Origin of the sequence: uncultured Rhodoblastus sp. (assembly GCF_903903185.1) — a bacterium.
GTDB lineage: Bacteria > Pseudomonadota > Alphaproteobacteria > Rhizobiales > Beijerinckiaceae > Rhodoblastus.
Genome location: NZ_CAIUXT010000114.1, coordinates 1 through 13,884, shown reverse-complemented (window position 1 = coordinate 13,884; position 13,884 = coordinate 1). Strand labels below are relative to the sequence as shown.

Genomic DNA, 13,884 nt, shown 5'->3' with positions numbered 1-13,884 from the left:
TTGCGATTCAACCGAATCGCAATCGACTCTAGAGCGTTTTCAAGCGAAGCGGGCCCGGTTCGCGTGAAGAAAACGCGTAATAACAAGAAACTGGAGCCTCTTTTCCGTTCCATCGGATCGGAAAAAGGCTCCAGGGCCGTCCAACCTGCTGGAGCTTGGTTTTCGTCATGCGCGCCACTATCCAATATTCGCTGCAAATCGATTTCGCCGAGCCGGCCCGGGCCTTGACCCAGGTGCTGCGCCTGACGCCGCGCGATTTCGACAGCCAGCACCTGCTGGACTGGTCGGTCGGCGTCGATCCCGATGTCCGGATGCGCAGGAGCGTCGATACGTTCGGCAATATCGTCCATGCCTGTTCGCATGACGGGCCGCTGGAGCGGCTGAGCTTTTTCGCCGGCGGTGAAATCGAGACCGGCGACGCGGCGGGCGTGGTGCGCGGCTCCAGCGAGAAATTCCCGCTCGACGTCTATCTGCGCGACCTCGAGTCGACCCGCGCCGACGTCCGTCTGCACGAATTCACCCGCGATACGCTCGGCGCCGAAGCCGAACCGCTCGGCCGCATGCATCTGCTTTTGGATGCGCTCGCCAAGGTTCTCGCCTTCGAGCCCGGCGAGACGCCGGCGCCCCGCCCGGCGGCCGAGGTGTTCAAAGACGGCAAAGGCTCGGCCCGCGAACTGGCGCAGGTCTTCATCGCCGCCGCGCGCGGCGAGCATGTGCCGGCGCGCTTCATCTCCGGCTTTTTCATCGGCGCGGAAGGCGCGCGGGACGCGGGAGCGCATCACGGCTGGGCGGAAGTCTTCGTCCCGCCGATCGGCTGGATCGGCTTCGATTGCGCGCTCGGCATCTGTCCGCGAGACGAACATCTGCGCATCGCCCAGGGCCTCGATTATTACGGCGCGGCGCCCCGGCGCGGCGCGTCCTTCGGCTATGTCAAGGAACAGGCCTCCGCCCGGCTCACGATCGATTTCGCCCGCCATGCCGCTTGGCAGGTCCAGCAATGACGGCCATTCTCCGGCAAGGCCCGAATTTTTTCTCCCGGCCCGCGACGCGTCCTGTCCTCCCCTGACCGCCGCCCGCAGGTTCCCACCTGCGGCGACAGCGATTATCTTGGCCATCGGGGAGGAACCGCATGGACGCGATCGATTGCAAAATCCTGACCATCCTGCAACAGGACGCCAACATCGCCATCGCCGATCTGGCCAAGGCGGTCGGCCTGTCGCCGACGCCCTGCTGGAAAAGGGTGCAGAAGCTCGAAAGCGCCCGCGTCATCCTCGGCCGCGTCGCCCTGGTCGATCCGCACAAGATCGGGCTCGCACTGACGGTGTTCGTATCGATCGAAACCGAGGATCATTCCCAACCCTGGCTGGCGCGGTTCGCCGCCGCCGTCTCCGCCATGCCAGAGGTCATGGACATCTACCGCATGGCCGGCGACGTCGATTATCTGTTGCGCGTGGTGGTCGCCGATACGGGCGCCTATGACGCCTTCTACCAGCGCCTGATCGCCGCCGTACCGCTCAAGAAGGTCACTTCGCGCTTCGCGATGGAGCGGGTCAAGGCGAGTTCGGCCTATCGCATCGCCGGCTTTGACTCGAGCCGTTGAAATTGCGCTGTATCAAGTCGCGAAAACGAATTGTCTGTTAGGTAAATCGCCAGAACGTGCTAAGACAAAAGGATAAGCCGCAAAAATCGGCAGATCAGCGCTTTGCCTTCGCCTTGAAGTGAAAAGCGCCGTCTATTGGGATTGAACGCTTGGTGAGCTGCAGACCTGGGCTGTCCGGTCTGGCTTCGCGGGAGGAAATTATGACCATCATCCGGATGGGGGAAACAATTCCCCAGGACTTCATTTCGCGCGACATTCCGGCAGGACACGACACGCTTTGGGGTTGGGCGGCCAAATGGGCGCCGCAGGAATTGCCGGTCAGGCTTGACGCGGCCAAGGCTTTCGTCCTTGAAACCATCGAATTGATGGAAAAAAGCGCCGCTGAGGGCTATTCGGTCGTCGATGTCGAGGCGCCCCTCGCCCTGCGCGCTCTCGGCGCCGAAAAGGTTCCGGCTTTCGACACCCAGCTGCTGTTCATGATGTCGCGGACCTGACGGCCCGCCTACCGGTCGAAATCCGCATCCGGTAGTCTCTTGTCACAACGCGTGTTCTGTTTCGGGAAAGTTTGACGTTTTTCGTGAACGGCCTCATGTTCGGGGCATATTCTCGGAAAGTAGCAGAGTTTTTGAAAAATGAATATGCGTTGAATTAAAGAACCGGAGCCTTTTCATGTTTCGACTAAACATGGAAAGGCTCCGGTTTTTTGTTTATGGGGTTTCAATTCGTAGACGCGGACCTTTGGTTTACGCCAAAAGGAATCCAATTCGCTCGAAAACGTTTCAGATGCCTCTCTTTAACCTTAGTCCCTGCGCCTTTACGGAAGCAGGGTTCAGTTTGCGGATCAGCGGCCGGCGCCAGTCCATCGACTGGAAGGAATTGCGCAACAGCCGCGTAAGGCATAGCTGCAACTCCTGAGACTCCGGATGTTTGGGCCTCGCACAGGCGATCTGGGAAACCGCTTCCTCAAGCCACCGCGCCCGCCGATAGCGGTCGGAGTCGCCGCTGCGGATCGATTTTTCGACGCCGCGGGCCAGTCGAGCCAGGCGGTCCGCGGCATGGGGAGGCTGGAGCCGCGCCAGAGCGCGGAAATCCTTGAACGTAGGCGCAACGGCCTTTCCGCCGGTCGTAGACGAGCTTAAAATGGCGAGCTTCATGCTACTTTCCTGTTTTGCGCTTTCGCGACGAAAGCGCATTAATATTTTTTTGGAGATCAATATTCAGGCAATATCTTAGAATATTTATTCACACCCTGAAACGACCTTCAAAGCATTAAATAAGGATTCTCCTCAGGATTTGTAAGGCTATATTTATATAATATTGATTTTATTTACGTTAGGCGGACGCCTCTGTCCAGAGCCAAAACCCGGAAAAGGGCCGATTTCTTCACAAAAATACATTAAAAACAAAGACTTATTAAATCCCGACGTTCCGCCGGCGAGGAACAACCGCTCAATGCGCGACACCGGGGTCCAGCCAAGCCAAAGCCCGCCGACTTCGCCTACCGGCCCCGACTCCATGGGTTTGGGACTCATTACCGCGGCGGCCCACCCGGACGCGGCCCGAGCCGTTCGGGAGACGCCGGCCGCGTCAACCCGTCACACCCCGGGCGGGCGCCGCAAATCCAGCGTGGTGGGAAATTCGCCGGTCGTCTCGTCGGGAGGCAGATGGACCGCGCCCGGCGTAGGGCCGTGATCCTGGAAGCGGGCGAGCCGGCGCGCTTCCGCCACGCAGGAATTGACCGGAAACGTATCGTAATTGCGTCCGCCCGGATGGGCCGAGTGATAGACACAGCCGCCGAGCGACCTTTTGCTCCATTTGTCGATAATGGCGAAAGTCAACGGCGTTTGCGGCTTGATCGACGGATGCAGGCCGGAATAGGGCTGCCAAGCCTTGAAGCGCACCCCGGCCACCGCCTCGCCGCGCGTTCCCGTCGAGCCGAGCGGCAGGCGCCGGCCGTTGCAGGTCACGAGATGGCGGGCGTCGTTAAAACCTTCAACCCGCACCTGAAGCCTCTCCCCCCATGAATCGACGAAACGCACGGCGCCGCCGACCGCACCCTCCTCGCCATCACATGCCAAGGCTCCGAAGCCTGCCGGATTTCAAGCTTGACCCCGGAATGTTCGACGCAGCCGTAATAGGGGAAGCGGAATTCATATTGCGCCCTGAACCAGTCGGCGTCGAACGCATAGCCAGCCGAAATCCGAATCCGGCGGGTTCCCGTCTGAACGCGCGTTTTTTCGAAAAAGTTGCACTTTTGCGGTAACCAGCCTCGGTGTGAAGCATATTCCCGAAAAAGGTGCAGACTTTTCGGACGAGAATATGCGGCTTCACCAAGATCTAGCGCGTTTTCATGCTTCCACGAAACATGAAAACGCTTCAGACATCTCGCCTTGACCGCAGCCCCTGCGCCTTTTCGGAAACAGGGTTCAGTTTGCGGATCAGCGGCCGTCGCCAGTCCATCGAATGGAAGGATTCGCTTAACAGCCGCGTAAGGCAAATCTGCAATTGTTGAGACGCCGCATGTCTGGGCCTCGCCCGGGCGATCGGGGCAACGGCTTCCTCAAGCCACCGCGCCCGCCGATAGCGCTCGGGGTGACCGCGTCGGATCGATTTCTCGACGCCCCGGGCGAGCCGAACCAGGCGGTCGGCACGATAGAGAGGCTGAAGCCTCGCCAAGGCGCGGAACTTCTTGAACGAAGGCATAACGGCTTTTCCGCCATTTCCACCGCTAGCGGCGCCGCTCGCGGATGAGCCTAAAACAGCGAGTTTCATGCTGCTTTCCTGTTTTGCGCTTTCCTGACGAAAACGCATCGATAAATTCAACTAAAGCCTACATTTAATATCAAATAGAAATTGCACAATACCTGAAACGGCCATTTAAGGATTAAATAAATTTTTGTGATATAAGGCTGTAAGGCTATATTTACACTAGTAAAGCCATATTTACACACTTAAAGCTATATTTACGCCTTGTTGATTTAATTATTTTGTCCGGCTATTTTGGTCCATAGCAAAATCGCGGAAAATGAAAAGTTTTTTACAAACAAAGGCTTGCAGCATTGCAGGGTTTCGCCTGGGATGAAATGCCGCTCGATATGCGACGCGCAAACGCGATCCGGATCCGGCCAGCCAAAGCGCGCCGGCCTTCGCTTCCCGGCCCGGACGCCACGGGTTTGGGACCACAGGCGGCGCACCCGGACGCGGCCCGAGCCGTTCGGGTGACGCCTGCCGCGTCAACCCGTCACACCCCGGGCGGGCGCCGCAAATCCAGCGTGGTGGGAAATTCGCCGGTCGCCTCGTCGGGAGGCAGATGGATCGCGCCCGGCGTATGGCCGTGATCCTGGAAGCGGGCGAGCCGGCGCGCTTCCGCCTCGTAGGAATTGACCGGAAACGTATCGTAATTGCGTCCGCCCGGATGGGCCGAGTGATAGACGCAGCCGCCCAGCGACCTTTTGCTCCATTTGTCGATAATGTCGAAAGTCAGCGGCGTCTGCGGCTTGATCGACGGATGCAGGCCGGAATAGGGCTGCCAGGCCTTGAAGCGCACCCCGGCCACCGCCTCGCCGCGCGTTCCCGTCGAGCCGAGCGGCAGGCGCCGGCCGTTGCAGGTCACGAGATGGCGGGCGTCGTTAAAACCTTCGACCCGCACCTGGAGCCTCTCCACCGATGAATCGACGAAACGCACGGTGCCGCCGACCGCGCCCTCCTCGCCCATCACATGCCAGGGCTCCAAAGCCTGCCGGATTTCCAGCTTGACCCCGGAATGTTCGACACAGCCGTAATAGGGGAAGCGGAATTCATATTGCGCCCTGAACCAGTCGGCGTCGAATGCATAGCCGGCGCGGCGCAGATCGTCCAAAATGTCGGAAAAGTCCTGCCAGACATAATGCGGCAGCATGAAGCGGTCGTGCAGCGACGAGCCCCAGCGCGCCAGTTCCCCCTCCTGCGGCTCGCGCCAGAACCAGGCTGTCAGCGCCCGCAGCAGCAGTTGCTGCGCGAGCGACATGCGGGCGTCCGGCGGCATTTCGAACGAGCGGAACTCGACAAGGCCGAGCCGCCCGGTCGGGCCGGCGGGCGAATAGAGCTTGTCGATACAGATTTCCGAACGATGGGTGTTGCCGGTGACGTCGGTGAGCAGGTTGCGATAGAGCCGGTCCACCAGCCAGGGCGGCGGCGCCTTCCCCTCGCCGGGACGCGGCGTCATCGCCAGAGCGATCTCCAACTCATACAACGAATCGTGGCGGGCCTCATCGACGCGCGGCGCCTGCGAGGTCGGACCTACGAACAGGCCGGAGAACAGATAGGACAAGGCCGGATGGCGCTGCCAATAGATGATGAGGCTTTTGAGCAGGTCGGGACGGCGCAGGAAAGGCGAATCCGCCGGCGTCGCGCCGCCGATCACCACATGATTACCGCCTCCGGTGCCGACATGGCGCCCGTCGATCATGAATTTTTCGGTGCCGAGCCGGGATTGACGCGCCAGATCGTAAGTCTGGCGATAAATCGAGGTGAGTTCGTCCCAATCGCTGGCCGGATGGACGTTGACCTCGATCACGCCGGGATCGGGCGCGACGCGGATCACTTGCAGCCGCGTATCGAGCGGCGGCGGATAGCCCTCGATATGCACGGGGAGACGCAGTTCGGCGGCGCTGGCCTCGACGGCGGCGAGAAGTTCGAGATAATCCTCGATTCTTGCGGTCGGCGGCATGAACACATGCAGCCGCCCGTCGCGCGGCTCGATCGCCAGCGCCGTGCGCACGGCGGCGCTGTCGTCGAGCGTCTGCTCGGACTGCACCTGCTGCTCGGCGCCAACGGCGCCGCGCGTAAATTTCTGCGCGATCTCGTCGGCTTTGGGCAACGGCCCGCGCGGCTCTGTCGGATCGGATTCGACGATATAGGGATAGGAGGCCGGGGCGACATAGGGCAGCGAGGCCAAAGGCAGCCGGAACCCGACCGGCGAATCGCCGGGTTTCAGGAACAGCGCGCCGCGCCGCAGCGGCCATTTCTGGCTGATCCAGCTGCGTCTGGCGGGTTCGGCGTTCCAGCGCTGCACCGGCAGCACGTAGCCCGCCGGCTTGTCGAGCCCGCGCTCGAACACGCGCACGAAGCGCGAGCGCTCCTCGGGGTCGGCGAGCCGCGAATCGCCCGGCGTCACATTGATCGGCAGATCGGCTTCCTTGAGCAGCCATTCGCCCGGATCTTCATAGGCCGGGATAATATAATCGGGCGGTATCTCCAGTTTCTGCGAGATGGTTTCGATCATGGTCAAGGCGTCGTCCGCCGTCGCCGGATCGGTCGGCTTTTCGCGCGCGATCAGGTCGATGTTACGCCAGATGGGCTGGCCGTCCTTGCGCCAGTAGAGCGAGAAGGTCCAGCGCGGCAGGCTCTCGCCGGGATACCATTTGCCCTGGCCATAATGCAGAAAGCCATTGGGCGCGAAGGCGTCGCGCAGGCGGCGGATCAGGTCGTCGGCGATGGCGCGCTTGGTCGGACCGACCGCCTCGGTGTTCCATTCCTCCGCCTGGTAATCGTCGATGGAGACGAAGGTCGGCTCGCCGCCCATGGTAAGCCTTACGTCCCACTGCTTCAGGTCGGCGTCGACCGTTTTGCCGAGCGCGTCGAGCGCCAGCCAGGATTCGTCGGAAAACGGCAAGGTCACGCGCGGCTTCTCGTCGAGCCGCTCGATATGCATCTCGAAGCCGAATTCGCATTGCGCCGGTTCGACAAGGCCTTCGATCGGCGCGGCGGAGGAATAGTGCGGCGTGGCGGCAAGCGGCAGATGGCCTTCGCCGGCGAACAGGCCAGAGGTCGGATCGAGGCCGATCCAGCCGGCGCCGGGAATATAGACTTCCGCCCAGGCGTGGAGGTCGGTGAAATCATGGTCCGTACCCGAGGGGCCGTCGAGCGCCGGCACGTCGGGCTTGAGCTGGATCAGATAGCCCGAAACGAACCGCGCGGCGAAACCGAGCTGGCGCAGCGCCTGCACCAGCAGCCAGCCGGTGTCGCGGCACGAGCCGGAGCCGAGCGCCAGCGTCTCCTCCGGCGCCTGCACGCCTGGCTCCATGCGCACGACATAGCGGATTCGGTGCTGGAGGGAGGCGTTGATCGCGACGAGGAAATCGACCGCGCCCATTTCCTCCTTGGGCAGGGTCGCCAGAAATTCCGTCAGCAGCGGCCCGGCGGGCTCTGGGTCGATATAGGCGGCGATGTCCTTGGCCAGCGACTCCGCATATTGGAACGGAACTTTTTGGGCATATTCCTCGATGAAGAAATCGAACGGGTTGAACACCGCGAGTTCGGCGGTCAGATCGACGGTGATGGCGAATTGCTCGGTCTTTTCGGGAAACACCAGCCGCGCCAGCCAATTGCCGTGCGGGTCCTGTTGCCAGTTGATGAAATGGTTTTCCGGCTCGATTTTGAGCGAATAGGCCGGCACGGCAGTGCGGCAATGCGGGGCGGGACGCAGCCGCACGATCTGCGGCCCCAGCGCCACCGGGCGATCGTAGGTATAACGGGTCGAGTGATGCAGCTTGGTGAGAATGGCCATTGCGGCTTTCGCCTCTCGTTTTTGGCTGGAACATATTCCTGAAAAGTAGGGGACTTTTCGGATCAGAACATGCGGTGATAACAATTGCCTTGAGCGTGTTCGACAAATGGGGTTTCGTCGCGCGGGCTCAAGTGGGCGCGCGGATCTGTTATGGCGCTGAAGGCGCCGCCCTGTCATGTCCTAAAAGGCGGCTTTTCGAGATGGCTCCGGACGAAGCGCCCAAAATTGAGGCAGAGGAACGGTGTGTTCACCCGAATGTCGGCGGCGCATCCTCCGAGAGGACCGGGATGACATCGACGCCGACATCGACGTCCTGGCCGCCGGAACCCAGAATCACGCCGTCGATCGGCGAAATATCGGCGTAGTCGCGGCCCTCGGCCAGAATGATATGATCGTCGCCGACCAGCATCTTGTTGGTCGGGTCGAGCCCGACCCAGCCATCGAGCGGCCCGCACCACACCGCGACCCAGGCGTGGGTGGCGTCCGCCCCTTCGAGCCGCTCCTTGCCGGCCGGCGGCACGGTGCGCAGATAGCCGCTGACATAGCGCGCCGGCAGGCCGATGCCGCGCAGGCCCGAGATCATGATATGGGCGAAATCCTGGCAGACGCCGCGCCTCTTGGCGAATGCCTCGGCGAGCGGCGTCGAGACGAGCGTCGCCTTGGGATCATAGTCGAAATCGTCCCAGATGCGCTCCATCAGGTCGATGGCGCCGGCGAGAATCTGCCGCCCCGGCGGAAAACTTTTCCGCGCATAGGCCACCGTCGCCTCGTCGAGGGTGACGATGCGGCTGGCGTAGATGAAATGCGCCGGCGATTGCGGGCCGAGATCGTGGACCGAAAAAGCCAGCTGGCGCACTTCCTCCCAATCGGGCGTCGCCAGCGGCGAAACCGGCCGCGAAACGGCGATGCGCGCTGTGGCGGAGACGGTCAGTTCGCGGTGTTCGGATTCGATGGTGACGATCTCGAAACTATTGCCGAAAAAGCAGACGCGCTGGATGCGCCGGGCGGCCGGCGGATCGATATCGACCTGCACGTCGAGTACGCGCTGGCCGGCGCGGCTCGTCGGGCGCAGCCGCAGCGCGCAGAGCGAATAGGCGACCGGCGCCTCGTAGCTATAGGTGGTGACGTGGCGAATATCGTAGATCACGCGAGCCCTACCTGCTTCTCCGCCCGCGCCGCATTGGCGCCTTGCAGGAAATAACGGATGGCCACGGCGTCGGCGAGGCCCATCAGCCGGCGCTCGACCGAGATGACGAAATCGGCGGTGATGCAGGAGGCCACCTTGGTCGCCAGATCGGCGTCGACTTCGATGGCGATGCGGCGCGGGGGCTCCAGCATGCCGTCGTGGCGCAACAGCGGCAAGGCGCCGATATGTTCGGTCAGCCTTTGCGTCTGGAAGGCGACGGAGCGCGGATTATAGGGATCGAGCAGCGCCATGTCGCGCACCGGATAGGGCGCGACGCCGACGAGATAGCGCGAGCGATAGGTGATCTGCGAGTCGATCAGGTCGAGCAGCACGTCGAAATCGGTGGCGCGCGCCTGCTCCATGCCGAACTGGCGCACAAACCGGCAGGTGTTGACGGCGCGCTCCAACCGACGCCCGATTTCGAGAAAATGCCAGCCGGCGACCCGATTCATGTTTTCCTGCGCCAAGCCGGAAATGCTGGCGATCTCTTCCAGCGCGACATCGGCGCGCTCGAGGATTTCCGGCTCGTCGAGCGGGCCGCGCCCGGCCTCGAGCTGCTTGCATAATTCGACGATGATGCGCCAGGTGTCGCCGGACAGGCGCTCGCGGATCACCGAGGCTGTGCGCTTGGAATCGCGGGCCAGCGACACCGCCGAACCGAATTCGTCGATATTGAACAAGGCCGAATTGAGAAAGCCGAGCGGCGTCGGCGGCGTCGGCGGCTTGGCCGGGACGGCGCCCCAGTCGCTCAGCAATTTGCGAAGGCGCTGCGTGGTCGCCGCGCCTTCCTGCGACATATCCTCGTTTTCTATTGTCCGGCGCGCCAGACAGCGGATCAGCCGCAGGGTCGCCTCGGCCCGCTCCAGATAGCGCCCGAGCCAGAACAGATTATCGGCGGCGCGGCTAGGCAGGTTGCCCATGATGCGGCGGATCGCGACCGCGTCGTTTTGCGGCAGCAGCGTGGTCATTTCGACCGGGCGGTTGCTGGTGATCCAGACATCGGCGGTCTGCACCCCCTCCCCCATGGCCACGGCGCGGGAGTCCAGCCGGTCGGAAATGCGGCAGAAGCCGCCCGGCAAGACCTGAAATTTGCCGTCGGGCCCCATAGCGGCATAGACGCGCAGCACGAAGGGGCGCGGCTCCAGCCGGTTCTCTACCCAGACCGGCGTGGTCGAAAGCCGCACCACTTCCTGGGCGATGAAATCGGCGCCGCGCTCGCGGATCGAGGCGGCGAGTTTCTGGCGCCGCGGTTCGCTCAATTCGCCGGCGATCACCGAGCGGCTCAGGGAACTATGATTCGGCGAGGCGCCGAAAGCCGGCCCGACCGTCATGTCCTCCAACCGTTCCAGCACATATTCGCGCTCGGCGGCCTGGCCGCACCACCAGGTGGCGATGGTCGGCAGGATGAGCTTTTCGCCGAGCAGCCGGCGCGACAGTGTCGGCATGAAGCCAAGCAAGGCCGGGGTTTCGGCGACTCCCGCGCCCAGCGCGTTGGCCACCCCGACATTGCCCTGGCGGATGGCCTCGACCATGCCGGGCACGCCGAGGCGCGAACCGCCCCGCAGTTCGAGCGGATCGGCGAAATCGGCGTCGATGCGCCGCCAGATCACGTCGGCCCGCTTGAGCCCGGCGATGGTGCGCACATGCGCCAGCCCATCGCGCACGATCAGATCGGCGCCCTCGACGAGAACGAAACCGAGATAGCGCGCGAGATAGGCCTGTTCGTAATAGGTTTCGCTATAGGGGCCCGGCGTGTGAAGGCAGATGCGCGGATCGGAGCGCGACGCCAGCGAGGCGAGGCCGCCTCGGAAGGACTGAAAGAACGGTGCGAGGCGGCGCACGTTCATCTCGCGATAGATGCTCTGGAAGGCGCGCGACAGGTTCAGGCGGTTTTCCAGCGTATAGCCGAGGCCGGAGGGCGCCTGGGCGCGGTCGTTGAGCACCCACCATTGGCCGTCTGGACCGCGTCCGAGATCGGCGGCGTAAAGATTGAGATATTTCCCGCCGCGCGGCGTGACCCCGATCATCGGATGCAGGAAATCGGCGCTGCCGGTCACCGCCGCCGCCGGCAGGACGCCGTCGCTTACCAATTCGCCCTTGCCATAGAGATCGGCCAGCAGGCCCTCGAACACTTCGGCGCGTTGGGTGACGCCGGCCTCGATCACCGCCCAGTCCCTTTCCGAAATCAACAGCGGCATATGGCTCAGAGGCCAGGTGCGATCGACGGTTTCGCCATAGGCGCGGTAGGAGACCCCCTGTTCACGGATGTTGCGCTCGATGACCTCGAAGCGGCGGCCGATATCTTCCGAGCCGAGCCCCGCCATCTTGTCGAAAAATTCCAGCCAATGGCCGCGCGGACGCCCGTCCGCGGCGATGAACTCGTCGGGAACGCCGTCGAGCGGCCGATAGGCCGCCGTCATTTCCACCAGCCGCCTTGCCTTGGCGCTGGAGGCGTTACCCGGCGCCGGTCCAAGCATCGCCCTGTTTTCCCTCCGGTATGGCCCAATTTTTCGCGCGGGATTTTTATCGATCCGCGAGCGCTACGCGACATTAGCCGTTGCGGCGCATTAATATAGCCGTCCGGCGCAAAATTTTTGTGGGCGAATAACAGGCGCCAAAGACTATTTTTTCGCCGGTCGCACGGTCTTGACGAAAGCCGGGTCGGTATCGAGCCAGGCTCCGCCGATCAGTTCGACGCAATAGGGAATGGCGGGAAACACCGCCCGCAGGCACAAATCGATCGAACGCGGGCTGCCGGGCAGGTTGACGATCAGGCAGGCGCCGCGATGGGCCGCCGTCTGCCGCGACAAGATCGCGGTCGGCGTTTGCTCCAGGCTTTTGGCGCGCATCAACTCGCCGAAGCCCGGGAGTTCGCGATGGGCGGCGGCGAGCGTCGCCTCCGGCGTGAGGTCGCGCGGGGCTGGACCGGTGCCGCCAGTGGTTAGCACCAGGGAGCAGGTTTCCTTGTCCGCCAGTTCGATCAGCGTGTCGCGCACGCTCTCGAACCCATCCGGAATCACCCTTTTTTCAAGCTGAAAGGGCATGGACAAAGCCTTGCCGAGCCACGCCTCGATGGCGGGGCCGGAAATATCCTCGTAAACGCCGGCGCTGGCGCGGTCGGAAATGGTGACGACGCCGATTTTGGCGGGAGCGGGGGGCATCGGGTTTCCTCAAGCGATTTGAAAACAAGGATCGATTGGTTACAGGTCTGGAGCACTCACCGGACCTCGATCAGATGAAGCGACGCCTTGCCATCATGGACGGCCGCAGTCGACAATTTCCGATCGAAGGTCGCCAATCGCCCGCGATGGGCCTTGGCCAGCGCCAGCAAATAGGTATCGGTCACCTGGGCCGAGGTCAGGATTCTGGCGGCATCTACATCGGCCGAATCCACCAGGCTCAAATCGTCCGGCCAGAAGACGTGGTGCGGCAGCTTCCGCAGCCTGGCCACGATTTCGGCGACAGCGGCCGGCGATCCCGGCGAATTGGGATAGCGGGGATGGCCAACGATTCGAATAACGCCATTTTCCACTATTGGACAGGTCGCCCAGGCTTTCGCTCCGCGCGAAGCGAACCAAAAGTGCGCGTCGTCGTGCCCGACATGGCCCGGATCGATCAACGCGATCACCACGTTGACATCGAGAAGAAACGTCATGACGCCTCGTCGCGCAAGGCGTTGACGATCTCCAGCGTCACCAGCGCCTTTTTCGCCCCCGGCGACAGCAAGGGAATGCCATTGCGTTCGCCGCCGCTTTCAATGCCTTTGGACTCCCGCAGCGAATTGCGCGCCAGTTCGGAAATGATTTCTCCGAGGCTGCGGTTGCGCTGCGCCGCCAAGGCCCTGGCTGCGGCAAGCACGTCATCGTCTATGGCGAGGGTGGTTCTCATCGGGCGCGCTCCGCGAGGCATCGAACATCACGCATCATATACCAATGCGCGTGAAAAAACCACTCGGTCTAACCATCGAGGCGACTTGCCGCCGCATCTTCCGTCTGCCTATTCTTTAGGCATTCGGCGCGGCCCCATCAAGGCCGGCTGCAAGAATAAGGCGGCGCAAAGCCTCTTCGCCACCCGCCAAAAGGCCATTGGCGCGGTCCACCGCGGGTTTTTGCTTGCGGGTTCCTGCGGGTTCGGCATAAACCTCGCATGAATGCGATGCACAAAAGCGACGCGACAAAGTCCGCCGGACGAGGAGCCGCAATGGGAATACCGGTCATCCAGGGCGCGAAAATCGGCGCCTATATCGTCAAACAGCACCTGCTCGGCCGCAAGCGCTATCCGCTGGTGCTGATGCTGGAGCCGCTGTTTCGCTGCAATCTCGCCTGCGCCGGCTGCGGCAAGATCGACTATCCCGACAAGATTCTCAACCAGCGCCTGCCGTATGAAGACTGTATGGGAGCGATCGACGAATGCGGCGCCCCCGTGGTGGTGATCGCCGGCGGCGAACCGCTGTTGCACAAGGAAATCGGCCGGATCGTCGAAGGCGCGCTGGCGCGCGGCAAGTTCGTCACGCTCTGCACCACCGCCCTGCTGCTCGAAAAGAATATGGGC

11 protein-coding genes and 1 pseudogene are annotated in these 13,884 nt (G+C 62.6%); 4 read left to right on the top strand and 8 right to left on the bottom strand.

What is annotated here, in order from left to right; translation table 11 throughout:
* Positions 1–167: 167 nt before the first annotated feature.
* The 3 genes from QZY01_RS10490 to QZY01_RS10480 all read left to right on the top strand — a co-directional run bounded on the left by QZY01_RS10490 (position 168) and on the right by QZY01_RS10480 (position 2,094).
* On the top strand, positions 168–1,001 hold the full coding sequence (locus QZY01_RS10490; protein WP_294536766.1) for a transglutaminase family protein: 834 nt from the start codon (positions 168–170) through the stop codon (positions 999–1,001).
* 128 nt (positions 1,002–1,129) lie between these two features.
* Complete coding sequence (locus QZY01_RS10485; RefSeq protein ID WP_294536763.1) at positions 1,130–1,600, top strand: Lrp/AsnC family transcriptional regulator; 471 nt, start codon at positions 1,130–1,132, stop codon at positions 1,598–1,600.
* Positions 1,601–1,800: 200 nt separating this feature from the next.
* A complete protein-coding gene (locus QZY01_RS10480; RefSeq protein ID WP_294536761.1) occupies positions 1,801–2,094 on the top strand; it encodes a hypothetical protein in 294 nt (97 codons plus the stop codon).
* 285 nt (positions 2,095–2,379) lie between these two features.
* On the opposite strand, the gene QZY01_RS10475 is transcribed toward QZY01_RS10480, so the two are convergent.
* From QZY01_RS10475 to QZY01_RS10440, 8 genes and pseudogenes are all read right to left on the bottom strand, one after another.
* Positions 2,380–2,754 (bottom strand): hypothetical protein, encoded by a 375-nt coding sequence (locus tag QZY01_RS10475; RefSeq protein ID WP_294536758.1) that lies wholly within the window; start codon positions 2,752–2,754, stop codon positions 2,380–2,382.
* A 441-nt stretch (positions 2,755–3,195) separates the two neighbouring features.
* A pseudogene (locus tag QZY01_RS10470) lies at positions 3,196–3,797 on the bottom strand (transglutaminase family protein); the annotation flags it as partial.
* A gap of 1,044 nt (positions 3,798–4,841) precedes the next feature.
* Positions 4,842–8,147 carry a transglutaminase family protein gene (locus QZY01_RS10465; RefSeq protein WP_294536755.1) on the bottom strand — a complete coding sequence of 1,102 codons (3,306 nt, stop codon included), beginning with the start codon at positions 8,145–8,147 and terminating at the stop codon, positions 4,842–4,844.
* Positions 8,148–8,394: 247 nt separating this feature from the next.
* Positions 8,395–9,294, bottom strand: a complete 900-nt coding sequence (locus QZY01_RS10460) for a transglutaminase family protein (RefSeq protein ID WP_294536752.1) — start codon at positions 9,292–9,294, stop codon at positions 8,395–8,397.
* Positions 9,291–11,810 (bottom strand): circularly permuted type 2 ATP-grasp protein, encoded by a 2,520-nt coding sequence (locus QZY01_RS10455; protein WP_294536751.1) that lies wholly within the window; start codon positions 11,808–11,810, stop codon positions 9,291–9,293. The genes QZY01_RS10460 and QZY01_RS10455 overlap by 4 nt, the downstream gene beginning before the upstream one ends.
* A gap of 144 nt (positions 11,811–11,954) precedes the next feature.
* On the bottom strand, positions 11,955–12,494 hold the full coding sequence (gene mog, locus QZY01_RS10450; RefSeq protein ID WP_294536748.1) for a molybdopterin adenylyltransferase: 540 nt from the start codon (positions 12,492–12,494) through the stop codon (positions 11,955–11,957).
* Positions 12,495–12,550: 56 nt separating this feature from the next.
* A complete protein-coding gene (locus QZY01_RS10445) occupies positions 12,551–12,988 on the bottom strand; it encodes a TA system VapC family ribonuclease toxin (protein ID WP_294536746.1) in 438 nt (145 codons plus the stop codon).
* On the bottom strand, positions 12,985–13,221 hold the full coding sequence (locus QZY01_RS10440) for a CopG family transcriptional regulator (RefSeq protein WP_294536743.1): 237 nt from the start codon (positions 13,219–13,221) through the stop codon (positions 12,985–12,987). Before QZY01_RS10440 ends, QZY01_RS10445 begins: the two co-directional genes overlap by 4 nt.
* Positions 13,222–13,533: 312 nt before the next feature.
* Between QZY01_RS10440 and QZY01_RS10435 the strand changes: the two genes are divergently transcribed.
* Positions 13,534–13,884, top strand: a 351-nt coding sequence (locus QZY01_RS10435; RefSeq protein WP_342394896.1) for a radical SAM protein, incomplete at its 3' end; no start/stop codon positions are given.

Coding starts and splice junctions, on each gene's coding strand:
- QZY01_RS10490 (WP_294536766.1), top strand. CDS start 168: ATGCGCGCCACTATCCAATATTCGCTGCAAATCGATTTCGCCGAGCCG.
- QZY01_RS10485 (WP_294536763.1), top strand. CDS start 1,130: ATGGACGCGATCGATTGCAAAATCCTGACCATCCTGCAACAGGACGCC.
- QZY01_RS10480 (WP_294536761.1), top strand. CDS start 1,801: ATGACCATCATCCGGATGGGGGAAACAATTCCCCAGGACTTCATTTCG.
- QZY01_RS10475 (WP_294536758.1), bottom strand. CDS start 2,754: ATGAAGCTCGCCATTTTAAGCTCGTCTACGACCGGCGGAAAGGCCGTT.
- QZY01_RS10465 (WP_294536755.1), bottom strand. CDS start 8,147: ATGGCCATTCTCACCAAGCTGCATCACTCGACCCGTTATACCTACGAT.
- QZY01_RS10455 (WP_294536751.1), bottom strand. CDS start 11,810: ATGCTTGGACCGGCGCCGGGTAACGCCTCCAGCGCCAAGGCAAGGCGG.
- mog (WP_294536748.1), bottom strand. CDS start 12,494: ATGCCCCCCGCTCCCGCCAAAATCGGCGTCGTCACCATTTCCGACCGC.
- QZY01_RS10445 (WP_294536746.1), bottom strand. CDS start 12,988: ATGACGTTTCTTCTCGATGTCAACGTGGTGATCGCGTTGATCGATCCG.
- QZY01_RS10440 (WP_294536743.1), bottom strand. CDS start 13,221: ATGAGAACCACCCTCGCCATAGACGATGACGTGCTTGCCGCAGCCAGG.